This is a genomic window from Rhizobium sp. LARHSG275, assembly GCF_052871115.1.
In genome coordinates this window covers 138,239-161,482 of the sequence record NZ_JBIXJN010000014.1, presented here as the reverse complement: position 1 = coordinate 161,482, position 23,244 = coordinate 138,239, and the positions used below count along the sequence as shown (strand labels likewise).

Annotated in this window: 21 protein-coding genes and 1 pseudogene; 10 read left to right on the top strand and 12 right to left on the bottom strand. The window is 59.4% G+C overall.

Annotated features, from left to right (window positions below; genetic code table 11):
- Window positions 1–85: 85 nt before the first annotated feature.
- The 9 genes from ACIPSK_RS20490 to ACIPSK_RS20450 form a co-directional block, all read right to left on the bottom strand.
- On the bottom strand, window positions 86–868 hold the full coding sequence (locus tag ACIPSK_RS20490; RefSeq protein ID WP_446532963.1) for an ABC transporter ATP-binding protein: 783 nt from the start codon (window positions 866–868) through the stop codon (window positions 86–88).
- Entirely contained in the window at window positions 865–1,698 is an 834-nt protein-coding gene (locus ACIPSK_RS20485) for an ABC transporter ATP-binding protein (RefSeq protein ID WP_162115020.1), read from the bottom strand. The genes ACIPSK_RS20490 and ACIPSK_RS20485 overlap by 4 nt, the downstream gene beginning before the upstream one ends.
- Window positions 1,695–2,630, bottom strand: coding sequence for an ABC transporter permease (locus ACIPSK_RS20480; RefSeq protein ID WP_162115019.1), 936 nt, complete (start codon window positions 2,628–2,630; stop codon window positions 1,695–1,697). Before ACIPSK_RS20480 ends, ACIPSK_RS20485 begins: the two co-directional genes overlap by 4 nt.
- The gene (locus ACIPSK_RS20475) at window positions 2,627–3,694 is read right to left on the bottom strand and encodes an ABC transporter permease (protein WP_162115018.1); all 1,068 of its coding nucleotides are present in this window, start codon (window positions 3,692–3,694) and stop codon (window positions 2,627–2,629) included. The genes ACIPSK_RS20480 and ACIPSK_RS20475 overlap by 4 nt, the downstream gene beginning before the upstream one ends.
- Window positions 3,695–3,712: 18 nt before the next feature.
- Window positions 3,713–5,356: an ABC transporter substrate-binding protein gene (locus tag ACIPSK_RS20470; protein WP_017966082.1), complete on the bottom strand. Its 1,644-nt coding sequence runs from the start codon at window positions 5,354–5,356 to the stop codon at window positions 3,713–3,715.
- Window positions 5,357–5,393: 37 nt separating this feature from the next.
- The gene (locus tag ACIPSK_RS20465; RefSeq protein ID WP_162115017.1) at window positions 5,394–6,452 is read right to left on the bottom strand and encodes a dipeptidase; all 1,059 of its coding nucleotides are present in this window, start codon (window positions 6,450–6,452) and stop codon (window positions 5,394–5,396) included.
- A 177-nt stretch (window positions 6,453–6,629) separates the two neighbouring features.
- A complete protein-coding gene (locus ACIPSK_RS20460; protein ID WP_162115016.1) occupies window positions 6,630–7,655 on the bottom strand; it encodes an ABC transporter permease in 1,026 nt (341 codons plus the stop codon).
- A 36-nt stretch (window positions 7,656–7,691) separates the two neighbouring features.
- A complete protein-coding gene (locus ACIPSK_RS20455) occupies window positions 7,692–9,233 on the bottom strand; it encodes a sugar ABC transporter ATP-binding protein (protein WP_162115015.1) in 1,542 nt (513 codons plus the stop codon).
- Between the two features lie 68 nt (window positions 9,234–9,301).
- Entirely contained in the window at window positions 9,302–10,231 is a 930-nt protein-coding gene (locus ACIPSK_RS20450) for a sugar ABC transporter substrate-binding protein (protein ID WP_162115014.1), read from the bottom strand.
- A gap of 369 nt (window positions 10,232–10,600) precedes the next feature.
- Here ACIPSK_RS20450 and ACIPSK_RS20445 point away from each other — a divergent pair, with 369 nt between their 5' ends.
- The gene (locus ACIPSK_RS20445; RefSeq protein WP_162115013.1) at window positions 10,601–11,098 is read left to right on the top strand and encodes a DUF1993 domain-containing protein; all 498 of its coding nucleotides are present in this window, start codon (window positions 10,601–10,603) and stop codon (window positions 11,096–11,098) included.
- A gap of 7 nt (window positions 11,099–11,105) precedes the next feature.
- On the opposite strand, the gene ACIPSK_RS20440 is transcribed toward ACIPSK_RS20445, so the two are convergent.
- Complete coding sequence (locus tag ACIPSK_RS20440; protein ID WP_162115012.1) at window positions 11,106–12,650, bottom strand: alkaline phosphatase family protein; 1,545 nt, start codon at window positions 12,648–12,650, stop codon at window positions 11,106–11,108.
- Window positions 12,628–13,611, bottom strand: a complete 984-nt coding sequence (galE, locus tag ACIPSK_RS20435) for a UDP-glucose 4-epimerase GalE (protein ID WP_162115011.1) — start codon at window positions 13,609–13,611, stop codon at window positions 12,628–12,630. Before galE ends, ACIPSK_RS20440 begins: the two co-directional genes overlap by 23 nt.
- A 247-nt stretch (window positions 13,612–13,858) precedes the next feature.
- Here galE and ACIPSK_RS20430 point away from each other — a divergent pair, with 247 nt between their 5' ends.
- Window positions 13,859–14,503, top strand: coding sequence for a ThuA domain-containing protein (locus tag ACIPSK_RS20430; RefSeq protein WP_162115010.1), 645 nt, complete (start codon window positions 13,859–13,861; stop codon window positions 14,501–14,503).
- Between the two features lie 155 nt (window positions 14,504–14,658).
- Window positions 14,659–15,228: a GNAT family N-acetyltransferase gene (locus tag ACIPSK_RS20425; RefSeq protein WP_017966073.1), complete on the top strand. Its 570-nt coding sequence runs from the start codon at window positions 14,659–14,661 to the stop codon at window positions 15,226–15,228.
- 33 nt (window positions 15,229–15,261) lie between these two features.
- On the opposite strand, the gene ACIPSK_RS20420 is transcribed toward ACIPSK_RS20425, so the two are convergent.
- Window positions 15,262–15,516 carry a DUF2934 domain-containing protein gene (locus ACIPSK_RS20420; protein ID WP_017966072.1) on the bottom strand — a complete coding sequence of 85 codons (255 nt, stop codon included), beginning with the start codon at window positions 15,514–15,516 and terminating at the stop codon, window positions 15,262–15,264.
- A gap of 200 nt (window positions 15,517–15,716) precedes the next feature.
- On the opposite strand from ACIPSK_RS20420, the gene ACIPSK_RS20415 reads away from it, so the two are divergent.
- The 7 genes and pseudogenes from ACIPSK_RS20415 to ACIPSK_RS20385 all read left to right on the top strand — a co-directional run bounded on the left by ACIPSK_RS20415 (window position 15,717) and on the right by ACIPSK_RS20385 (window position 23,099).
- Window positions 15,717–17,153 (top strand): DUF6880 family protein, encoded by a 1,437-nt coding sequence (locus tag ACIPSK_RS20415; RefSeq protein WP_162115009.1) that lies wholly within the window; start codon window positions 15,717–15,719, stop codon window positions 17,151–17,153.
- A gap of 36 nt (window positions 17,154–17,189) precedes the next feature.
- Entirely contained in the window at window positions 17,190–17,750 is a 561-nt protein-coding gene (locus ACIPSK_RS20410) for a DsbA family protein (RefSeq protein WP_162115008.1), read from the top strand.
- A 44-nt stretch (window positions 17,751–17,794) separates the two neighbouring features.
- Window positions 17,795–17,986: pseudogene (locus tag ACIPSK_RS20405) on the top strand (integrase); the annotation flags it as partial.
- A 531-nt stretch (window positions 17,987–18,517) separates the two neighbouring features.
- Window positions 18,518–20,326, top strand: a complete 1,809-nt coding sequence (locus ACIPSK_RS20400; protein WP_162115007.1) for an AAA family ATPase — start codon at window positions 18,518–18,520, stop codon at window positions 20,324–20,326.
- Window positions 20,326–21,678, top strand: coding sequence for a KAP family P-loop NTPase fold protein (locus tag ACIPSK_RS20395; RefSeq protein WP_446532962.1), 1,353 nt, complete (start codon window positions 20,326–20,328; stop codon window positions 21,676–21,678). The genes ACIPSK_RS20400 and ACIPSK_RS20395 overlap by 1 nt, the downstream gene beginning before the upstream one ends.
- A gap of 311 nt (window positions 21,679–21,989) precedes the next feature.
- The gene (locus tag ACIPSK_RS20390; protein WP_162115005.1) at window positions 21,990–22,613 is read left to right on the top strand and encodes a hypothetical protein; all 624 of its coding nucleotides are present in this window, start codon (window positions 21,990–21,992) and stop codon (window positions 22,611–22,613) included.
- A gap of 9 nt (window positions 22,614–22,622) precedes the next feature.
- Complete coding sequence (locus ACIPSK_RS20385; protein WP_162115004.1) at window positions 22,623–23,099, top strand: hypothetical protein; 477 nt, start codon at window positions 22,623–22,625, stop codon at window positions 23,097–23,099.
- The last annotated feature ends 145 nt before the right edge of the window (window positions 23,100–23,244 follow it).

Below are 23,244 nucleotides of genomic sequence, written 5' to 3'. Positions count from 1 at the left end.
GATCATGACAGAAGCGAGGCAGCTGTCAATAGTCTAGTTGAATGGTCGTCTTTTAAGAAAACATTATCCTTAACACCGCCGCCAATCATTTCTTTTCAAAGGTCTGAAAAGGTTGGCTTTCAGCCTTGACGAAACCCTTGCTCGCGATCATCAAATTTCTCGTATAGTCCTCATGAACAGCGCCTCCAGCCAGCTCTTGCGAGCTTAGCCGCTCGACGACGGCGCCGTTGCGCATTACCGCGAGCCGTTCGCACATATGGGTGACGACACCGAGATCATGGCTCACCATCACGAAGGTGAGCTTGCGGTCGCGTCGGATCTCTTCCAGCAGGTTCAGCACCTCGGCCTGCACCGAGGCGTCGAGCGCCGATGTCGGCTCGTCGAGCAGCAGGATCGACGGTTCGACGATCAGCGCCCGGGCGATCGCCACGCGCTGGCGCTGGCCGCCGGAGAGCTGGTGCGGGTAGCGGAAGCGGAAACCATTGCCGAGGCCGACCTCGTCGAGCGCTCGGGCGATGCGCTTCTCGCCGTCGGCGATGCCGTGGATTGCAAGCGGTTCGAGCAGAAGCCGGTCGATCGTCTGGCGCGGATGCAGCGAACCATAAGGATCCTGGAAGATCATTTGCACGCGCCGGTAGAAGACTTTGCTTCGCTTCGAACCTTTCAACGCTTCACCGTCGATGTTGATCGCGCCGCTGCTCACCGGCGCAAGTCCGGCAACGGCCCGCAACAAGGTCGATTTTCCCGAGCCGGATTCGCCGACAAGACCAAAGGATTCGCCGCGTTCGACGGCGATGCTGACATCCTTCAATGCATGAAAATGATCGTAAACGACACTCAGATCGTCGATCTCGAGAGCTGCGCTCATGCCGCCCACTCCGGTTTTCGGTCGAGCACCGGCAGCGGGTGGCGGTTCGCGCCGATCTCGGGCATGCAGTTCAGCAGCCCCTGCGTATAGGGATGCCGCGCATGTTTGAGATCGGCGGCCGCCAGCTCCTCGACGATCTTACCGGCATACATGACGATGACGCGGTCGCAGAAGGAGGAAACCAGCCTCAGATCGTGGGAGACGAAGATCAGCCCCATGCCGCGCTCGGACACGAGCTTGTCCATGATCCTCAGCACGTCGAGCTGCACCGTCACGTCGAGCGCCGAGGTCGGCTCGTCGGCAATCAGCAGCTCAGGCCCGGCAATCAGCATCATGGCGATCATCGCACGCTGCCCCATGCCGCCCGAAACCTCGTGCGGATGCAGGTCGAAGACACGTTTCGGGTCGCGGATCTGCACCGCTTCCAGCATGGCGAGCGCGCGCTCGCGCGCCTCCGCCTTGCCGACCTTCTCATGCGTGCGCAGCGTTTCGCAGATCTGCCGTCCGATCGACATGACGGGATCGAGCGAATATTTCGGATCCTGCAGGATCATGGCGATGCGCTTGCCGCGCAGCCTGCGCCTTTCGCCGGCAGACGCATTGATCAGATCGATGCCGTTGAAATCAAGCCTGTCGGCCGTGACGACGCCGTGTTTCGGCGTCAGGCCCATGATTGCCCGGCCGGTCTGCGACTTGCCGGAACCGGATTCACCGACGATGCCGAGTCTTTCCTTGCCGAGCGTAAAGGAGACGCCGCGCACGGCCTCGATCAGGCCGGTGCGCGTGGGGTAGCTGACCTTGAGCTTGTCCACCGTCAGAAGTGTTGTCATTGGCCGCTCTCCTTGGGATCGAGCGCGTCGCGCAGGCCGTCGCCGAGGAGATTGAAGCCGAGGCTGACGATGAGGATGGCGATGCCGGGCATCGCCGCGACCCACCATTGATCGAGGATGAAACGCCGTCCCGAGGCAATCATCGCACCCCATTCCGGCAGCGGTGGCTGCGCCCCCAGACCGAGGAAACCGAGACCGGCCGCCGTCAGGATGATGCCCGCCATGTCGAGCGTCACACGCACGATCAGCGAGGAAATACAGAGCGGCATCACATGGCGCACGACAATGCGAAGCGGCGAGGCTCCCATCAGCTTCACCGCCGAAATATAGTCGGAACGCCGGACCGTCAGCGTCTCGGCGCGCGCGATACGGGCATAGGGCGGCCAGGACGTGATCGCAATCGCGATGATCGCGTTCTGGATGCCGGGCCCGAGCGCCGCGACGAAGGCGAGCGCCAGCACCAGCTTCGGGAAGGCGAGGAAGATATCGGTAATCCGCATCAGCGTCGCATCCACCCAGCCTCCGGCATAACCGGAGACCGTGCCGACGATCAGCCCGATCGGCGCCGAGATGATGGCGACGAGCGCGACGACGAGCAGCGTCAATCGCGATCCGTAGATCAGCCGCGAATAGATATCACGGCCCTGGTCATCCGAACCGAGCCAGAATTCCCCCGTGCCGGGCGGCAGCAGGCGGGCATTGCGCAGATCGCCGACCACCGGATTATGCGTGGCGAGCACATCGGCAAAGGCGGCGATGAAAAGCAGCGCCACGATGATCAGCAGGCCGACGACGGCGAGCCTGTTGGCCGTGAACTGCCGCCATGTGACATAGGCACGGCCGAGGCGGGCCTGCAGGCGCGATTGCGGCCGGTCGGAAAGCAGCCATTCGCGGCGGCTCATCGCAAGAGATGGGCTGGCATTGGCCGTCATCGGTTTCGCGTCCTCGGGTCGAGCGTCCGGTAGAGAAGATCGGACAGAAGGTTGATACCGATGAAGATCGTACCGATGACGATCGTGCCGCCAAGAACGGCGTTCATGTCGGCGTTCTGCAGCGAATTGGTGATGTAGAGCCCGATGCCCGGCCAGGAAAAGACCGTCTCGGTCAGCACCGATCCTTCGAGCAGGCCGGCATAGGAAAGCGCAATCACGGTAACGAGCGGCACGGCGGCATTGCGCAGCGCATGGCCCCAGATCACCCGTGTTTCCGAAAGCCCCTTGGCGCGCACGGCGACGATATATTCCTGGGAAAGCTCGTTCAGCATGAAGCTGCGCGTCATCCGGCTGATATAGGCGAGCGAGAAATAGCCGAGCAGGGATGCAGGCAAGATAATGTGGCGGAACACGTCGTAGAAGACATCCCACTGCCCTTGCCAGGCGCTGTCGAAGAGGTACAAGCCGGTGATCGGCGTGAACGTGTATTCGAAGACGATGTCGATCCGGCCTGGAAAGGCCACCCAGCGCAGTTGCGCATAAAAGATGACGAGCGAAATCAGCGCCAACCAGAAGATCGGTACCGAATAACCGACAAGGCCGATGACGCGCACGACCTGGTCAACGATACTGCCGCGGCGCACCGCGGCGAGAACGCCAAGCGGCACGCCGACGACGGCGCCGATGATCGTTCCAAGCGTTGCCAGCTCGACCGTCGCCGGCAGAGCGCGGCGAATATCGACCATCACGGGATTGGTCGTCAGCACCGAATTGCCGAAATCGCCGGAGAGGATGCCTTTGATATAGATGAAGAACTGCTGATAGAGCGGCAGGTTGAAGCCCATTTCCTGGCGAACGCGCTCGACGACATGATGGGGCGCGCGATCGCCGAGGATGGCGAGCACGGGATCGATCGGCACGACGCGGCCGATGAAGAAGGTGACGGCCAGCAGGCCGAAATAGGTGGTGACGGCGGCAAACAGAAACCGCCCCAACGCCTTTGCGAAGGCGCTGGCACGGCCCTTTCGGGGCCGCGCCTCCTGCATTGTTTCGACGGTGCTCAAGCGACCAATCCTGCCGGACTATTCCTTGGCGATCGGACCGACGAAATTGGTGTCGAAACTCGGACCCAGTTTGAAGCCCTTCAGGTTCTTGCGGTAGCCGGCCACCTCGATCTGCTGGAAGATGAAGACGAAGGGGCTGTTTGCCAGGTACTTCTTCTGGATATCCTGGTACATGGCGGCGCGCTTGGCGGCGTCGCGTTCGAGAAGTGCGGCCTTCGCTTCCTTGTCGAGTTCCGGCGCTTCCCAGGTGTTGCGCCATGCGAGCGTCTTCACCGTGCCGGCATCGGAATTGTCGGGATTACTGGTAAAGGTATCGGCATTCGAATTCGGGTCGAAATAGTCCGAACCCCACTGGCCGATATACATGTCGTGCGTGCGGGCGCGGTACTTGGTCAGCGTCTGTTTGCCGTCGCCGGGGATGATGTCCATCTTGACGCCGGCCTGGGCCAACGTCTGCTGCATGGATTCGGCAATACCCGTCACCGGCTGCGTGTTGCGCACATCCATGGTGATCGAGAAACCATCGGGTACACCGGCCTTGGCGAGCAGTTCCTTGGCCTTGGCGACATCGAGCTTGTAGGGATTCTCGTCGAGCGCGCCGAGCTGGCCCTTCGGCAGGAAGGTCTGGTGGATCTCGCCGATCCCCTTGATCAGCGTTGCGCCGATCGCATCGTAGTCGACCAGGTATTTGAAGGCTTCCTGGACTTCCGGCTTCTTCAGGTTCTCGTTCTTGTTGTTCAGGCTGACATAATAGATCGTGCTCTTCGGCGCACTCGTTGTCGCCAGATCGGCATTCTTCGAAATGGCATCGAGGTCACCCGGCTCGAGGTTGCGGGCGATATCGATATCGCCGGCTTCGAGCGCCAGCCGCTGGGCCGAACTTTCCTTCATGTAGCGGTAGATGACGCGGTTGAGCTTTGCCTTGTCGCCATAAAAATTGTCGTTGCGCTCCAGCACGACGACTTCGTTGGCGCGCCATTCGCGCATCTTATAGGCGCCGGAGCCGGCATAGCCGGTCTTCAGCCATTCATTGCCGAAATCGTTGTCGTATTTGTGCTCGGCATCCGGCGTCACCGCCTTCACATGCTCCAGCACCAGCTTCTTGTCGACGACGGAAGCGACAGTTGCTGTCAGGCAGTTGAGCACGAAGCTCGGCGCATAGGCCTTGTCGACCGTGAAGACGAAGGTGCCGGCATCGGCCGCCTTGGCTTTTTCCGTGACGTTGTCGCCGGTCAGGCCGAACTGGGTGAGGATGAAGGCCGGGCTCTTGTCGAGCTTCACAGCGCGCTCGAACGACCAGGCAACGTCTTCGGCGGTGATCGGGTTGCCGGAGGCGAATTTCAGGCCTGATTTCAGCTTGAACGTATAGGTGAGACCATCATCGGAAACGCTCCAGCTCTCGGCCAGATCGCCCTTCACCTTCGACGTATCGTCCATGTCGAGACGAACAAGCAGGCTGTAGCTGTTGGTGGTGATTTCAGCCGTCGAAAGCTCGAAAGCCTCGCCCGGATCCATCGTGATGATATCGTCGATGGCAAATCCTTCGACCAGCGTATCCTTCGGCGTCTCGGCAAAGGCCGAGGGTGCAGCCATCATCAGGAGCGAAAGAGCGGCCCCTCCAGAAAGCATGCGAAAATTGCGGCTGAGTTTGGTCATCATCATGGTCTGTTCCCTTGTTTTTTGTTTTGATACGAAAGGCTTAGGCGTGGTCCTCCCGCCAAGCTTGGGCCAGAATGCGAAGCCAGTTTTCACGGGCAAGTTTTGCCAGCTCGGCGTCAGCATAACCAACCTCTCTGAGAGCGGCAATCAGCTTCTGATTGCCCGCGGCATCACCGATTTCTTCAGGAATGGTGGCCCCGTCGAAGTCCGATCCGAGCGCCACGCAGTCGATGCCGATGCGGTTCACGAGATAGTCGATATGGCGGATCATGTCGGCAAGCGGCGTATCGCTGTCCGAGCGGCCGTCGGCACGCAGCATGGCGGTCGCATAATTGATACCGACGAGCCCGCGGCTTTCGCGGATCGCATCGAGCTGCCTGTCCGTCAGGTTGCGCGCGACCGGCGTCAGGGCGTGGGCATTGGAATGGCTGGCGACCAGCGGCTGGTCCGTCGTCTTCGCCACGTCCCAGAAACCGTTCTCGGTGATATGGGCGAGGTCGATCAGGACGCCGAGGCGATTGCATTCCCTGACCAGCGCGAAGCCGGCAGCGGTAAGGCCCGGCGCCGTGTCCGGCGACATCGGGAAGGCGAAGGGCACCCCGTGACCGAAGACATTGTGCCGGCTCCAGACAGGCCCGAGCGACCGCAGCCCCGCCGCGTAGAATACCTCGAGCGCCGAAAGATCGGCGCCGATCGCTTCGCAGCCTTCCATATGCATGACGGCGGCGAAAATGTCGTCCGCCATGGCGCCGCGGATATCCTTCACCGTCCGGCAAAGCCGCCAGGCGCCGGCCTGATCGAGCCGCAGCGCGATCGCCGCCATTTCATTGGCGATGGCAAGGGAAGGCAGCGGATCAAGAGGGGCCGCCATCGGCGTGATATAGCGACCGCTGGCATCCGGATCGGCGAAGACGAGATCGCCTGAGGGAATATAGATGGCGCAAAGACCGCCCGAAAGACCGCCCTCTCTGGCCCGACGCGCATCGATATGGCCGACCGTCGTGCCGTCTGCGAATTCCGCGATCGGGTCACTGCCGTCTTTTGAATGTGTCCAGAGTCGAAGGAGAACGTCGTTGTGACCGTCAAATACGAATTGCATCTGTCTTCCTGCGCTGCCCCACTGCCTAATTCCTTAAATCGGAATCGATTGGAGGGCGAATGTAGCGGCAGAATAGAAAAGCTGACGGAATTCGCCACCTCTTTTTTTAGAAATCCGTCGGCGCTGAAAACGAAACGGGGGCCGAAGCCCCCGCAAGATACCATCGCATGCCAGAGATCAGTGCTTGCGGCGTTTCTTCTGTCTGTAGACGTCGATGACAACAGCCGCGATGATGATGAGGCCCTTGACGATCTCCTGGTAATAGGCGTCGATCCTGAGGAAGGTGAAGCCGGAGGTCATGACGCCGAGAATGATGGTGCCGATGACGGTGCCGGTGATGCGCCCGACACCGCCGGTGAGCGAGGTGCCGCCGATGACGGTCGCGGCGATCGCATCGAGTTCATATCCGACACCCATGCTGGCCTGGGCGGTTTCCGCACGCGCCGCCGTGACGATACCGGCAAGGCCGGCAAGCAATCCGGCAATCACATAGACCTTGACGAGATGTGCCTCGATGTTGATGCCGGAAACACGCGCAGCCTGCGGGTTCGCACCGATGGCATAGGTGAATTTGCCATAACGCGTATAGCGCAGCGCAATATGAAAGATCAGCGCGACGACCAGGAAGACGACAACCGGCCAGGCTTTCGTTCCGATGAAATGAAACTGCTCGGTGATCCCGGAAACCGGCTGCCCCTTCGTATACCACTTCGCCACACCTCTGGCCGAAACGAACATGCCGAGCGTGGCAATGAACGGCGGGATCTTCGTGTAGGCGATGAGTGCGCCGTTCGCGAGACCTGCGGTCGCCCCGATCAGCAGACCGACGATGATCGGCACGAAGGCGGGCAGGTCGGTCAGCGAGGGAAAAACGGCTCGTCCCCAGGTCGAGGACTGTGCGAAGCTTGTTGCGATCATCGCCGTCATGCCGACGACCGAACCCGACGAAAGGTCGATGCCGCCGGTGATGATGACCTGCGTGACGCCGACGGCGATGATGCCGATGACGGAGACCTGCAGGATCATGATCGTCAGACGCTGCGAATTCATCAGGAAGCTTTGACCGATGAACATCCAGCCGAGCACTTCGTAGATGAGCGCGATGCCGACGAGCACGAGGAAAATGCTGAGTTCCGTCGGTATGCGCCGCCGCCTTTGCCGGGTTGCGAGCGGAGCCGCGCCCTCTGCTGCCTTGGTAGTCATGTCAAACCTCCCTTTGGGGCAATCGCCGTCAGCGCATCACTGCGCCGCCAGCTCCATCACCTTGATCTGCGTTGCTTCGTCGCGATTGAGAAAACCGGTCACGCGTCCCTCGTGCATGACCATGATGCGGTCGCTCATCCCGAGAACTTCGGGCATCTCGGACGAGATCATCACCACCGCCACGCCGTTTCGCGCCATCTCCGTTACCAGCCGGTGGATTTCCGCCTTGGCGCCGACATCGATGCCGCGGGTCGGCTCGTCGAGAATGAGGATGCGCGGATCAGTGAGCAGCCAGCGCCCGATCAGCACCTTCTGCTGATTGCCGCCCGAAAGATTTTCTACCCGCTCGTAAAGATTGGGCGTTTTCACGCGCAGCTTTTTTGCCATGTCTTCGCAGGTTGCCTCGATCGCGCCCTGCTGCACGAAGCCGCCCTTGACGTATTTGTCCTGCAGAACGGCGATCTGCATGTTCTCGAGAATATCGAGGATCAGCAGACAGCCCGTATCCTTCCGGTCCTCGGTCAGAAATGCCATCCGATTGCGGATGGCCTCGGTCGGCGAAGAAATGGCCACCGGCTTGCCGTAGAGCTCGATCGAGCCGGAGCTTGCCGGCGTCACCCCGAACAGCGTTTCGGCGACATTCGACCGGCCGGATCCGACGAGGCCGGCGACGCCGAGGATTTCGCCGGCTCTCACTTCGAAGGAGACGTTGGTGAAGACGCCCTTGAGACAAAGATCCTTGACGGAGAGCACGACCTCGCCGATCGGCACCTCTTCCTTGGGAAACATCTGGGTGATCTCGCGCCCGACCATCATGCGAATGATGTCGTCGCGGGTGACGTCGGTCGAGGCATGCGTGCCGATATATCGGCCGTCGCGGAAGACGGAGAACTCGTCGGCGATCTCGAAAAGCTCGTTCATCTTGTGGGTGATGTAGACGATGCCGATGCCCTGGGCCCTAAGATCGCGGATAATCCGGAAAAGATGCTCGACCTCGCGCTCCGTCAGCGCCGAAGTCGGCTCGTCCATGATCAGCACGTCGGAATTGTAGGAAACCGCTTTGGCGATCTCGACCATCTGCCGGTTGGCGACCGACAGGAACCGGACCTCGACATCAGGATCGATTGATATATTGAGCCGAGTAAACAATTCCTCGGTCATGCGGTGCATCACGCCGTGATCGATGAAGCCGAAGCGGTTCTTCGGTTCTCGGCGAATCCAGATATTTTCGGCGACCGTCATGAACGGCATCAGGTTGAGTTCCTGATGGATCATGGCAATCCCGTTTTCCAGTGCGTCGAGCGGAGACTTCAGCTGGATCTCGATCCCTTTCAGCCGAATATCGCCCTTGTCGGGCGTATAGATGCCGGCGAGGATCTTCATCAACGTCGATTTGCCGGCGCCGTTTTCGCCCATCAAGGCATGCACGGAAGCGCGCTTCAGCCGGAACTGCACGTCGTCAAGTGCGACGACGCCGGGAAATTCCTTGCGGACGCCCTCGGCGCTCAAGAGATATTCCGCATTCGGGACGGCGCCGCTTGCACGAACGGCGGCCATGGTTGTCGGGCTGACGGCCATATCATCTCCTCCAGATACGGGTAGGCGAAAAGGATGCGGGCAAAGCCCGCATCCTCTAGGCGTTCGCCTCAGTTCTTGGTGACGAAGTCCTTGACGTTGGCAGGCGTGACGAGCTGGAAGGGAATGTAGACCTTCTTGTCGATCTTTTCGCCCTTGGCGAGCTTGAGCGCCGCATCGAGCGAGCCCTTGCCCTGGCCGGCGGCATCCTGGAACACCGTGACGTCGAGGTCACCGGCCTGCATGGCGGCAAGCGCGTCCTGTGTGGCGTCGACACCGCCGACGACGACCTTGCTCATATCCTTGCCGGCTGCCTTCAGCGCCTGGAGGGCGCCGATCGCCATTTCGTCGTTGTTGGCGATCACGGCGTCGAATTCGATACCGCTGGAGAGCCAGTTGGTCATCAGGTCGGCGCCCTGGGTGCGGTCCCAGTTGGCCGTCTGCTCTTCGACGATCTCCAGGCCCTTGCATTCATCCGTCTTGATGACGTCGTGAACGTCCTGGGTCCGCATGCGTGCAGCCTGGTTGGAAAGCTCGCCCATGATGACGACGGCCTTGCCCTTGCCGCCGAGAATGCGGCAGATTTCCTTGGTTTCCAACGTGCCGGATTCCTGCTCGTTGGATGCAACGAAAGCCTGCTTCTCCGGCAGCGTGTCGACGTTGACCGGCTGGCGGTTGACGTAAACCAGCGGAATGCCGGCATCGGCCGCGAGCTTCGACATTGCCGTGGTCGCATCGGTATCGACAGGGTTGACGATGATTGCATCGACCTTGGAGGCGATGAAATTCTGGATCTGGCTCTGCTGCTTGGAAACGTCGTTCTGTGCGTCTTCGACCTGCAGCGTCACGCCGCTCAGTGTCTTTGCATAATCGGTCATGCCATTGCGCAGAACGGTCAGGAAATTGTCGTCGAATTTCGCCATCGAGACGCCGACCGTTTCTGCGTGAGCGGCCGTCGACATGACGAGCGCCATCGCAGTGCCCAGGATAAACTTTTTCATTTCACTTCCTCCACAAAGCGGTGCCCGGCTGCACCCTCCTCACGCCGGAGCTCCAGGCATTTGCTCTGAAGCCGCAATTCCCCTGCGCCACCTCTCCCGCGGCGCTCCGCAAACGGAACAAACAAACCGTCAAATCTGTTCTGCGGAATATTCATTCCATTTTCTGGGAACGGCGTCAAGTATCTTTAACGGCGACGAGATACGGACGAGGCGCAATGCCATGCGGGCGTCACGACCGCACCGCATTCCTGTGTTGTCAAAGACCAGGCGAGCATCCATCTATGGGATGGGTCGAAGACAGGCTCACGGTCGCAAGCGCTTCGACCGCTCACCGCGGCTGATCATTTTAAGATTTTGGAGACAGGACAAATGTCCATTTCGATGTATCGCCTTACCGTTCCGATGTTCCAGCGTGGCCTCGCCAGCCTGAAAACCTACCTCGACAAGGCCGAGGCCTATGCGAAGGAAAAGAATATCGATCCTGCCATATTGATCGCCGCTCGCCTCGCGCCCGACATGCTGCCGCTCTCCGGCCAGTATCAGCGCGCCAGCGACACCGCCAAATTTGCGCTCGCCCGTCTGACGGCGACCGACGCCCCGAAATTCGAGGACAACGAAACGACATTCGACGACCTGCGTGAGCGCCTGGCAAAGACCGAAGCCTATCTCGCCGGTTTCTCGGTGGAAGCATTGGAAGGCACAGAAACCCGCCAGATCACCCTTCCGGGAAAGAGTGGGATTGTGCTGCCGGGTGACGACTATATCGCCACCTTCGCCCTGCCGAACTTCTATTTCCACGTCGCGACCGCCCACGCCATCCTGCGCAACCAGGGTGCGCCGATCGGCAAGCGCGATTATCTCGGCTAAGTGATTATCAGGGCCGGTGCGTCACCGGCCCTCTTTCCGTCAGCTCGGTATAGGCGAGCGTCTGATCGAGATGGCGTGCTCGGAGCGACAGCAGCTTCTCGGCATAATCGAGCCGTATCGCCGCATAAGCCGGATCCGCCGCGACATTGTTGAGTTCCATCGGATCGTCGGCAAGATTGAAGAGCAGCGGCGGCAATGCGGTAAAATGCACATATTTGAACCGCGCGTCGCGGATCACCGCGAGATTGCATTCGTTGGGCCGCAGCCGGAAATGCCGCTCGGCCTCGCCATGCGCAATGTCGCGGAAATCGAATTCCCAGAATGCCGCATCCCGCCAGCCCTCTCCGCTCCCACCCCTGACAAACGGCATCAGCGACCGGCCATCGAGTCCGTTCTTGGCGTCGATGCCGAGCCTTTGGCAAAGTGTCGGAAAAATATCCGCAGCGCTGGTGAATTTGTCGACGACCCCGCCCGCAGCACTGCTTGCGGGATCGCGAATGACAAGCGGAATATGGTAGCTGCCGTCGAAGAAGCCGCCCTTGCCGAGCATCCAGTGATCGCCCGCCATCTCGGCGTGATCGGAGGTGAAGACAACAAGCGTATCGTCCCAGGCGCCCGCATCCTTGAGGGCCTGCCAAATGCGGCCGAGCTGTGCATCGACCTCCGATATCATGCCGTAATAGATCGCCCGGATCGCGGCGAAATCCTCGGCGTTCCAGCCGCTGAGCGGCCCCGTTGCACCGTGAATGAAGTTGCCCTTGTCGGAGCGTGGCATGGCATAGGCGAGATAGGGATGACTGTTCTGTTCCGCTTCGCGGTTTGCCGCGCGCGCAAAAGCCGGTCCCTCGCCCGGCATGAACGTTCGGTTGAACGGCTCCGGCACGGAGAATGGCGGATGCGGACGTAAGAAAGAGACATGCGCAAACCACGGCCTGTCCTGTTCGCCCATCCAGCGGATGAACTCGCCGGCCAGAAAAGCCGTCTGGGTCTCATCGCGTGAATAGGCCGGTGGCGCATCGGAAATGTCTCCAGCTCCAGCACCGACCGGAATATGGATATCGCGGTTGACGGCATCCGCGTGGCCACGGGACCTGAGCCAGGATAGCCATTGTCTTTCATGCTCGGGCAGAAGCTGGCGGGCGGTAAAGCCGGGCAGCACGCCTTCATAACTCGTCAGATGCGGATCGGCGGTATCCATCTCGCGCGGATCGGGCGCCGTATCCGTGTAGCCGAACAGCGTCGGGTCGTATCCCGCCCGCCGGGCCGCCAGCGCCAGATTGTCGAAGCGGGCATCGAGCGGCGAACCGTTGCGGCAGACGCGGTGGTTCATCTGATAGAGACCGGTATAGAGCGTGGCCCGCGCCGGTGAGCAGGGTGCTGCCCCGGCATAGTGCCGCTGGAATAGCGTGCCTTCCCGCGCCAGCGCATCGACACCAGGCGTCTTTACGCAGGCATGACCGACAGCCGACAGGCAATCGCCGCGCCACTGGTCCGCCGTGATGAGCAGGATGTTCGGCCGGCGAGCCTTTTCAATGCTGGTTGGATTTTGCATGCCAGTCCCAGGCGGAGCGGATGATCTCAGACAGATCATACTGCGGCACCCAGCCGAGCACGTCACGCGCCTTGTCGTTATTGGCGACCAGCGTATGCGAATCGCCTTCGCGACGGCCGATATATTCGACCGGGAAAGGCCGGTTCGACACGTCCTCGATGGCGCCGAGCAATTCCTTGACTGTCGTGCCGGTGCCGGTGCCGAGGTTGAGCGCGACGGAATCGCCGCCCTTCAGCAGATATTCGACAGCGCGCACATGCGCATCGGCGAGATCCAGCACATGGATATAGTCGCGCACGCAGGTGCCGTCGCGGGTCTCGTAATCGCTGCCGAACACCTTGAAACCCTGGCGGCGGCCGAGCGCCGCGTCGATCGCCAGGGGTATCGCATGCGTTTCCGGCTGGTGCCATTCGCCTATACGGCCCTCGAAATCGGCGCCGGCCGCATTGAAATAGCGCAGCACCACCGAGCGCAGGCTTCTGTACTGGTCGTAGTCGGCGAGCGCCTGTTCGACGATATATTTCGTCCGCCCGTAGGGATTGATTGGCACCTGCCGGTGCGTCTCGTCGAGAGGCACGCTCTGCGGCAGGCCGTAGGTCGCGCAGGTGGAGGAGAAGACGAAGGCATTGATGCCGGCCGCCTGTGCCGCCGAAAGCAGCGTCAAAGTGCCGATCACATTGTTCTCGTAGAAGGAAACCGGATCCTTGACCGATTCGCCGACCTCGATCAGCGCCGCAAAATGCAGGATCGCCGCCGGCTTGTGTTTGGCCAGCACCTCGTCCAGCCGGGCGCGATCACGAATATCGCCCTCTTCGGCCGGCCCCCATCTGACGAACTCGCGATGGCCGTTCGAAAAATTATCAAAGACGACAGGCTTATAGCCCTTGTTCGCCAAGTCGAGGCACGTATGCGAGCCGATATAGCCGGCGCCGCCGACGACAAGAACAGTTTCACCTGCCATGCACCACCCTTATTGTTCACGAGAGATGGGAGAAACCTAGACGAGATACACGTCAATAAAAAGAAGGAACTGCGATCGGCGTCAATGGACAATACGTCAAATGCCGAAGCCCCATTCGCGGAGATTGTGCCGGATCAGCAAATAGTCTTGAATTATTCGCGTGATTTGCACAGTAGCCCGATCTAATGGGCTTTCCACCACCATGTGATGATAAACGGTCTGCAGCTATAAAGCAGGGAGAGCGCGAATGAGGAAGGCATTGGTCGTTTGGGGCGGCTGGCAAGGCCATGAGCCGGAGCAATGCGCTCATATTGTCGCCGACCTGCTGCGCGAGGACGATTTTACCGTCGAGGTGACCGGCGATCTCGGCGTGTTTGGATCTCCGACGCTGGCGAAAGCCGATCTGCTGGTGCCGATCATCACCGGCGAAAAGCTTGAGAAGGAGCATGCCGCTGGCCTCGTCGAAGCGGTGCGCGGCGGGCTCGGGCTTGCCGGCCATCACGGCGCGCTCGCCACGTCCTTCAAGGAAAGCGCGCCTTTCCGTTATGTCTCCGGCGTCACTTGGGTCGCCCATCCCGGCAATATCATCGACTTCCGGGTCGCCGTCACCCGCCAGGACGACCCCGTCATGGAGGGCATTCCCGACTTCGACTATCGTTCGGAGCAATATTACCTCCACTATGATCCCACAGTCGAAATCCTTGCGACCACCACCTTCACCGGCGCCTACGATCCGGCAGTCCGCAATGTAGTGATGCCCGTCGTCTTCAAGCGCCATTTCGGCGCCGGCCGCATCTTCTATTCCGCCCTCGGCCATGTCGCAGCCGAATTCGACCATCCCTACATGCCCCTCATCCTACGGCGGGGCCTGAGCTGGGCCGCACGCCAGTAGCGCCAGGACGATCGCCCTCGAACGAGGAGCGGCGGCGACAGCCCAACGATGTCGGCGGCTGAAAAACGAGCGTTCAAGCTGGAGGGCAGCCGCGCCTGATCGGCCAGCACGGTCGACCGCTTGCCGATCGTCCGCCTGCGCCATAATTTAGCCGAATGCAGGATCGCTTGTCTTTCTTCCCCGCCACCACCGACCGCCTGGCCCATATAGAAGCGGTCTTCGACGATTGCGCCGACGGCCGGAATTGTCGCTGCGCCTACTGGTATCGTCCGAATGCCGACTACAAGGCAGGATGGGGCGAGGGAAATCGCAACTGGTTCCGGAGCCTGCTCGCCGAACCGCGCCCGCCCGGCATTCTCGGCTACCACGAGAATGAGCCGGCCGGATGGTGCGGCGTCGCGCCGCGCGTCGTCTTCGATCGGCTGCGCCGCTCAAAGCCCTTTGCGCCGGTCGATGACAGGCCGGTCTGGTCGATCAATTGCTTCATCGTCCGCAAGCCGTTCCGGCGGCAGGGATTATCGCGATTATTGCTGAAACATGCGGTCGAATTTGCGCAGACAAACGGCGCCCAATGTCTCGAGGCATACCCCGTCGACCAGGCTGCCCGTGCTTCGAACGGAGCCGAGCTTTATCCCGGAACGCTCTCGATGTTTCTGGGTGCCGGTTTCGTCGAAGTGGCAAGACGCCTGCCCGCAAGGCCGGTCGTCCGCCTGGAATGCGCCTGAATATTTCGGCAGCTCAGGAATTGGCAATACGGTCTACCGAGCCGCTTTGATCTGCCGGTCGTTCTCGACGGCGGGGGCCGCCCCGTCATAGATCCGCATCAGCCGCCCGGCTGCCTTCAGTTTCTCGATGAGATCGTTTCCGTCAGGCGAAGCCCTCGTCAGCTCCAGCTGTTCGAACTCCCTCAGCGCCTGCGCCCAATGGCTTTCCCCACGCCCGTCCGGCCTGCCTTCCAATTCCCATAGTGAATAAGCGCGCTGGCTGACCCAGGCGTCTCTATTATGACTCATGACCAACCCCAGCGGAAAATTTGGAAGCAATATTCGACAGGCAACAAGGTGCCAAAACCGGCTTTAGGAGTCGTTACGAGGCAGCGTTAGTTTTTAGCTAATCCGAGGTGCCGAGGGATTATTCAGGGCACACATTCCCGGACCTTGGCCTCGTACTATCTCCAGGATAGGGTCATCCACAGAAACGACAGCGATGACCTATGGCAGCCAAGACCACACTCAATGCGAAGAATCTCGAATCCCTTGGTGCCCAGCGCCTTGCCGAGCTGCTGATCGAGATCAGCACGGGCAGCGCCGCGCACAAGCGACGGCTTCGAATGGAACTAGCCGGCAATCACGGCAGCGCCGAGGTGGCGCGTGAAGTACGAAAGCGGCTTGCCAGCATTGCGCGCGCCCGCACCGTCATCAACTGGCACAAAGTGAAAGCGCTGAAGAGCGATCTGGAAACCCAGCGCAAGACCATTGCAGAGACCGTTGCCGCCGATGATCCCCAGGAGGCTTTCGAACTGATATGGCAGTTCCTCGCACTGGCGAATCCGATCTTTGAAAGATCCAGCGACAGCAGCAGTTCTCTCATCGAAAGTTTTCATCAGGCTTGCGAGGATGCTGCCGCAATCGCCGCGTCCGCCAAGATCGCCTCCAATGTCCTGGCCGACAAGGTGTTCAAAGCCGTGCAAGACGATGGCTACGGCCAATACGACAAGCTCATTGCGGCGATGGCGCCAGCTCTCGGCAAGGATGGTCTCAATTGCTTGAAGACCCTCTTCGCCCAATGGTCCAAGGAACCGAAGGACAAGCCGGCCAAGGATAAGCGCGAGATCATCGGCTGGAGCAGCGGAGGTCCGCTTTACGAAGATGAGATCTACGGCACGCAGCGGGATCTGATGGTGCGCATAGCCTTGCAGGAAATAGCCGACGCTGAGGGCGATGTTGATGCCTACATCGCCCAGCACCCTGAGAAAATGCGCAAGATGCCGATGACTGCGGCCGGCATCGCCAGTCGTCTGGTCTCGGCGGGCCGGGCGAAAGAAGCGCTTGCGGCGTTGAATAAGGTCGATGCGACAGGCCAGGCTGGCATGCCATTCGAATGGCAGTTCGCACGCGTCGAGACGCTCGATGCCCTGGGGCGGCGAGAGGAGGCGCAGACCTATCGATGGACATGCTTCGAGAAGTCGCTGCATGACCAGCATCTCCGCGCCTTCCTCAAGCGACTGCCGGATTTCGACGATCTGGAGGCGGAGGAGAAGGCATTCGCCCATGCCCAGGCTTTCCCGGACGTCCATCAGGCGCTTACATTTTTTCTGAATTGGCCGGCACCTGCCGAGGCAGCGAAACTCGTGTTGAGGCGGAAGGCGGAACTGGACGGCAATCTCTATGAGCTGATGTCGCCGGCGGCCGAAGCTCTGGCGGAGAAACATCCGCTCGCGGCAACCATCGTCTTGCGCTCCATGATCGATTTCACGCTCGATAGCGGCCGGTCCAGCCGCTATAAGTACGCGGCGAGGCATCTTGCGGACTGCGCATCGCTTGCGCCTCATATCGATGACTTCGGCAACACAAGATCCCATGACCTCTATGTCGCAGAACTCAAACGTCGGCACGGCAAGAGGCATGGCTTCTGGAGCCTGATACCTTAAGTCGCTGCGGATGCTTTACCTTTAGAGAGGAATTCCATGACGACCGCTTCCTGGCACGCCGATCCGCTCACTTGGGGCAACGGACCCCGCATCTTCGAAGCCTTTCTGGAGCCGACTTGCCCCTATTCGGTCAGAGCGTTCAACAAGCTCGACGAACTGCTCGGCCAGGCCGGCGAAGACAAGATCACCGTGAAGATCCGCCTGCAGTCGCAACCTTGGCATATGTATTCGGGCGTCCTCGTCCGCTGCATCATCGCAGCCTCGACGCTGGAAGGCGGCAAGCAGACTGCAAAGAAAGTGATGGCTGCTATCGCCGCCCATCGCGAGGAATTCGAATTCGAACGCCATGCCGGCGGCCCGAACATGGATGCGACGCCGAACCAGATCATCGAGCGCCTGGAAGGCTACAGCGGCGTCAAGCTGAAAGAGGCCTTCGCCATCCCGGATCTCGACCGGGAGATCAAACGGCACTGCAAATATGCCCGGCAGAACGGCATCCACGTCTCGCCGACCTTCATGATAGACGGCTTGGTGCAGCCCGACATGAGCAGCGGCGATGAGGTTGGAGCCTGGGTGAAGAAGGTGCTGGGTGGCTGATTCTGGTGGTGGCGGGGATTATTCCACCCGCGTATCTGTCTCAGCTTCGCCGGATGAAGGTTGACGTCACAGTGCATGGTTTCCGCTCGTCCTTCTGAGATTGGTGCGGCGAGAAAAGCACGTTTCCGCGCGAGATCGCCGAAGCCGCGCTCGCCCACGTGGTTGGAGACGAAACGGAACAGGCCTACCGCCGCGGTGACGCGCTCAAGAAGCGCCGGCGGTTGATGACGGCGTGAGCGAACTACTGCGAACCCAAGGCCGACAATGTTATTCCGCTGAAACGGCGCGCGGGGGCCCGAGATGGACTGCCGATCGATATTCCTGCTTGGGCTCCTGTCGCTTTCCAGGTGCCAGTCCGGCGCCGAGCATCAGACTGAGATCGATGCGATGCTTGACGGCAGGCTGACGCAATACAACGGCTGCCCTATCAGCGAATTCATGTCCGCCACCGGCATGACCCTGACGACGCTTACCAGATCGGCGGCGGTCGCGTTTTCGTCTTCAGAACCGCGCCCGTCTACATGATAATGCCGGCGACGAACGTCACTCCTGCCATCACCCGCACGGCGCAGTGGTCCGAACCACAAATGAGAGCAAGTCTTCAGGCGCCGATTTCTGGATTGTCGGCGGTACGAAGCGCAGCGGCGCCTGCAATAACCTGCCTTAGTGAAAGTCAGAATCCGGAATTCGGCGCAGGATACGCGACTGATTGACAGCATGAAGCGACTCGGTGTTCCGTTCCGTTGACGAACGGCGGAGAAGATGATTTGAGGTTTTCCGATATACAATTGAGCGGGTACGCAAGCTTCTCCAGTACTGATGTGTTGGCGCTTGGGCCGGGCATCAATTTCTTCGTCGGGCAGAATAACACTGGCAAATCTGCTTTGCTGCGCAGCTTCAGGCCGAGCTTTCAACAAAGTCCTCATCGCAATGCGACGACCTTTCGACGTGAGCAACTCACCGCGTCAGTTCAACAAGCAAAGGTCCAACTTTCTGGAGCTGAATTATTCAGGACGTGGCAGCTGGCCGGCTGGGAACTCATCTGGACCGTAGAAGCAGAACCGAAGAGTTTCAGTGGCGCTCTGGACAACTTCTTCAATGGAGAGAAGTGGCTTGCGGAGTGTCGTAGAGATGCGGCGGGGCTAACAGTTGTAAACATGCCGGCCCATACGGGCCAGCACGTTACTACAGTTCGGTTTCGCCCATCACCATTGGGGGCAGAGTTCGTAGGTTACGAGGCCCGAGGCGTGACTTTGAATCACATCGTTGATGCGCGCTGGCATAGTGCGGTCTTCTATTTCGACGCGCAACGTTACAACGTTGGCCGGTGTGCTATCAACTTAGCTGAAAAGTTGCAGCCTGATGCAGGAAATTTGCCCGCTGTTTTAATGCGCATGCAAGGCAATCGCGGGGATCTTTTCAATGCTCTCAAACAGCACATGCGAGACATCTTCCCGACAGTTCGTAACCTGAGTATTTCCAGCCAGAGCGAATCAATGGAACTGGAAATTTTGGTCTGGCCAGTGCTTAAGCAGCAGTATCGCGAATTGGCTACACCGCTTGATGAAAGCGGGACGGGCCTCTCTCAGGTTCTTGCGATTTTGACCGTCGCGATGACAATGGAGGATGCCGTCATTGTAATCGACGAAATTAGCAGTTTCCTGCATCCGGCAGCGGCCAAGGCTTTGGTTCGAATTCTCGAAAGCCACTATGGTCACCATCAGTACATCATCTCAACCCATTCGCCGGAAGTGCTTTCAGCCTGCAGGCCGTCAGCAGTTCATCTGGTCACAAAGACGGATTTCACGTCGACCGTCGTTCCGATAGACGTAGAGAACGTCAGCCAACTTCGCGCTCTGACAAGCGAACTCGGTCTGTCCATGACCGATGTCTTCGCGTCTGACCGAGTTATTTGGGTAGAAGGCCCGACGGAAGAACTCGCCTTCCCTTACATATTCGAGGAAACGCGAGACGACAGCGCGAGCGAGCGCCAGCAGCGGGCGCCGCAATTTACTGCCGTTGTCGCCACTGGCGACTTTACTGCGAAACGCACCCGTCCCGAGCTGGTATTCGACATTTACGATCGCTTGAGCAACGCGGCATCTGTGCTTTCTGGCGCGGTGACGTTTGCCTTTGATGCGGAGGGATTGACGGAAAAGCAAAGGGAAGATCTGACGCGCCAGGCAAAGGGCCGGCTCCTGTTTTTGCCGCGGCGACTTTTCGAATGCTACTTGCTTCACCCCGCGGCGATCACATCCGTCATAAACACCTGGTTGGAAGAGGAGCCGGTATCGGTAGACGCGGTCGAAGGGTTTTTAAGCGGGGAAGGCGGGTCTGCCAAGTACAAGGCTGCTAACGAGTGGAACGGAGATTGGAAGAACGAGAAATGGCTTGATAAAGTAGACGCCGCCAATCTGCTGAGCGACCTGTTCAATAGCCTTTCTGGCGCTCGGCTCCCGTTCTCAAAGCGCGTCCACTCATTTGCGATCTTGAAGGAGATCCTTGCGAGTGACCGCGCCCACGTTGAGGATCTGACCCATTTCGTAAAGCAACTCGTTGCTCTGTCTAGGAGCTGATGGATCTACCGATGAAGCTTTTTCCTCCGCAAGACGAATTGAATATCTATGAACAAGGATTCGACGCAGCAGACTTATTGGGCCGCCGAGATGCTGGCCAGCGTCTGTCCGAGTTACTCGAGAAGGTGGAAGATCCAGTCGTCGTCGCGGTGGATGGCCCCTGGGGAAGCGGGAAGTCGCATTTCCTAAAGAGGTGGGTTGGGGCTCACCGGCTTGAAAACGGCGGTGTAGCGACGACCATTTACTTCGATGCCTTCGCGAACGACTTCCTCGACGATCCGCTTATTGCATTGACTGGTGCAATCGGCGAACGGCTTCCGGTCGGAAAGGAACAGGACCACTGGAAGACAGCCAAAGCGGTCGCCTATAAACTTGCTCGTCCGCTTCTGCGCCTAGGCGCCGCAGCCGCAACAGCCGGCGCTACCGAACTAGCCGGCCCCGTCATCGATGCAGTCATTGAAGCCGGTGGGAAAGAAGCTGAGAAAGCCGCGGAGGATTTCTGGCGCCGCGAGGATGGACGGAAAGCGGCTATGTTCAAATTTCAGGAATGCCTCGCTCAATTGACTGACGCTGGCGCACCCTTGATTGTCGTGATCGACGAATTGGATCGGTGCAGGCCAGATTACGCCTTGAGCGTATTGGAGGTCATAAAACACTTCTTCGCAGTGCCGAAGGTGCATTTCATTCTAGGCGTAAATCTTGACGCGTTGGAGCACATCGTCCGGGCGCGATATGGGATCGGTGTCAACGCTGCCGACTACCTCAAGCGGTTCATTTCTCTTTCGATGCGTCTCCCCGATTTCACCGACAAAACCAACCAGGTTCGTGCGCAAATTAAATATTTCCAGAAAATCGCGTCCGACATGGGAATAGATCAAAAACTGGCAGGAGAGGTGACCCGTCACCTTGAGCTTGCAACTGCGGGCGGCGTGTCGCTAAGAGATATCGAAAAGGTCTTAACGCGACTAGTTCTCATTCCGCACAACAAGAAGATCAGCGGCTTTTATCATGGTTGGCAAACCATCATCATATCGCATGTTTTGCTGCAGGCTGTGAGGCCTGACCTCTTCAAAGCAGCGACCACGGATAAACTCAAAATCACCGAAATCGATGCGTTCTACGGCATCAACGCGTCGATGATCGACAGAGAGGCACAAAAGAGCGGGGTCTATAAGCACGAAGCCTATATCATCCGCGGATTGTGGCAATTTGCGCTCACGGGCGGGGCCGAGCCGGCGCAGGACCAGGAGCACTTTTCTCGGGCGTTCGACAGTTTTGGCATGAGGGACGCCAGCGATATTCTGCCACAGGTACGTAGAGACTACTTCGGTCTTTTCCAAATCAACGATTAGCGACGGCGCGTCTAGCCGTGAACGTAAGTGCCGTTCTTGCGAGAATACCCGCCCACATACAGCGCTTCCGCCATAACTCGGAGTCGGCGTAGTCAATGATGAATAGGCGTCATAGCCGCCGGGTTGAGACGCCGCACTGCGTGCGCCGCAGCGGCGGCCGGCAGCGTCGAGGCTTTCAGGCGTCGGACAGTTGCCGATGTAGACGCGCATCGAGGGGGCGTGGGAGCCCGAGGCGGCATAAGCTGGGGACACCGCGCCTCTCAGATCCGGACGAAACCGAGGTCATCGAAGTCGGCGCTGGGGGGCAGTCGTTGTTTACCGCATTGAGTACTGTCGGCGCGGCGCGGCCAAATGCCAAATTGCCTTTCGAGCCGTCGGCCATTCGTTCAAGGAACGTGAGAACCTCAAGAACCTTTAGTCAGGATTTCGCGGGCGGGGCGGCCACCGAATTTTCGCGATTCCATCGGTTGCGGCTAAGGTGTAAGGCGAAGCAATACAATCGCCAGATTCGCGAGGAAACCATGGCCAGGGCGCCACAATATTATCTAGAAGGGGATGAACTAACGGCTTCCCAGTTTCGCCGGCTGTCAAGAGTGCGGAAGATTGCGTCGATGGTCGAATGGTTCTTCGATAATTTCGAAGATCCAGCAGAAAAGACGCCGCACGCTTCGTCCGACGGCGGATACCAATACATATGGGGTGGACCATACGATGCCTCGGAAGAGCTTTACAGCCACTTCGGTGATGTCGCGACCGAGGAACTAATCCAGGCGGCGGTCGACGAGGTGCAAAGAGATGGCCTTTTTGAATGGGCGCCGAAGCATATTGGGGACGATCTGCCGACAGAAGACGAGGATCTGAATGGTCCAGGCGAAGACGAAGATTATAACGAGCCAGACGATGATACTGCAGGGTTCCAATCTGGGGCTTTCTAAGATGATTTTGTGAATCCCACGGAAGTTCTAGCAACGCCTGAGCAGACAGAAGCACTACGGCTCGAAATGCTTTCGCGATTCGACCGCTTGGAAGCGCTCGTTCGTGGCGAGAGAGAGCGTGCGCATCGATCGCATAATCACCCACCCGAACTGTTGGAGCGAGACCCACCGCTGACGGAAGACCAGCAGCAGCAAGTGCTTGAGCTTATTGCCGACGGTCGTCAGGAGGCTAACGCGGAGACACCGGACCCTGCTGCCGTCATCCAGAAAGCATCTCTGTTCCGCCGCCTGGCTGTGATACTTGGGAAGGGCTTGGCATGGGCGATTGGCGGCAGTGTCACGACCTATGTCGGCAATCATGGGGCCGAAATCCTCGACAAGGCGACGGCCTATGCGGCCACTCATCGCGGCGAGATTATCCACGCTCTAAATGCGGCAGCGGATGCAGCAACCGCCTGGGCGCAGCATCTTCAGCCTCCTTTTTGAAGATGTGACTGCAAAATCAGTGAGATTTGGCTAGAAAGTTTATTGAAACCCCACGCTTAAGCGTGACTCAATAGACACGGCATTGAAGAATCGCAGCGCGCCACCACATTTGAGGTGACGAGTCAAGGTTAAGTGTGAGATAGAA

Coding starts and splice junctions, on each gene's coding strand:
- ACIPSK_RS20460 (WP_162115016.1), bottom strand. CDS start 7,655: ATGACTACCAAGGCAGCAGAGGGCGCGGCTCCGCTCGCAACCCGGCAA.
- ACIPSK_RS20465 (WP_162115017.1), bottom strand. CDS start 6,452: ATGCAATTCGTATTTGACGGTCACAACGACGTTCTCCTTCGACTCTGG.
- ACIPSK_RS20480 (WP_162115019.1), bottom strand. CDS start 2,630: ATGACGGCCAATGCCAGCCCATCTCTTGCGATGAGCCGCCGCGAATGG.
- galE (WP_162115011.1), bottom strand. CDS start 13,611: ATGGCAGGTGAAACTGTTCTTGTCGTCGGCGGCGCCGGCTATATCGGC.
- ACIPSK_RS20445 (WP_162115013.1), top strand. CDS start 10,601: ATGTCCATTTCGATGTATCGCCTTACCGTTCCGATGTTCCAGCGTGGC.
- ACIPSK_RS20410 (WP_162115008.1), top strand. CDS start 17,190: ATGACGACCGCTTCCTGGCACGCCGATCCGCTCACTTGGGGCAACGGA.
- ACIPSK_RS20420 (WP_017966072.1), bottom strand. CDS start 15,516: ATGAGTCATAATAGAGACGCCTGGGTCAGCCAGCGCGCTTATTCACTA.
- ACIPSK_RS20450 (WP_162115014.1), bottom strand. CDS start 10,231: ATGAAAAAGTTTATCCTGGGCACTGCGATGGCGCTCGTCATGTCGACG.
- ACIPSK_RS20490 (WP_446532963.1), bottom strand. CDS start 868: ATGAGCGCAGCTCTCGAGATCGACGATCTGAGTGTCGTTTACGATCAT.
- ACIPSK_RS20430 (WP_162115010.1), top strand. CDS start 13,859: ATGAGGAAGGCATTGGTCGTTTGGGGCGGCTGGCAAGGCCATGAGCCG.
- ACIPSK_RS20395 (WP_446532962.1), top strand. CDS start 20,326: ATGGATCTACCGATGAAGCTTTTTCCTCCGCAAGACGAATTGAATATC.
- ACIPSK_RS20425 (WP_017966073.1), top strand. CDS start 14,659: ATGCAGGATCGCTTGTCTTTCTTCCCCGCCACCACCGACCGCCTGGCC.
- ACIPSK_RS20415 (WP_162115009.1), top strand. CDS start 15,717: ATGGCAGCCAAGACCACACTCAATGCGAAGAATCTCGAATCCCTTGGT.
- ACIPSK_RS20485 (WP_162115020.1), bottom strand. CDS start 1,698: ATGACAACACTTCTGACGGTGGACAAGCTCAAGGTCAGCTACCCCACG.
- ACIPSK_RS20470 (WP_017966082.1), bottom strand. CDS start 5,356: ATGATGATGACCAAACTCAGCCGCAATTTTCGCATGCTTTCTGGAGGG.
- ACIPSK_RS20440 (WP_162115012.1), bottom strand. CDS start 12,650: ATGCAAAATCCAACCAGCATTGAAAAGGCTCGCCGGCCGAACATCCTG.
- ACIPSK_RS20455 (WP_162115015.1), bottom strand. CDS start 9,233: ATGGCCGTCAGCCCGACAACCATGGCCGCCGTTCGTGCAAGCGGCGCC.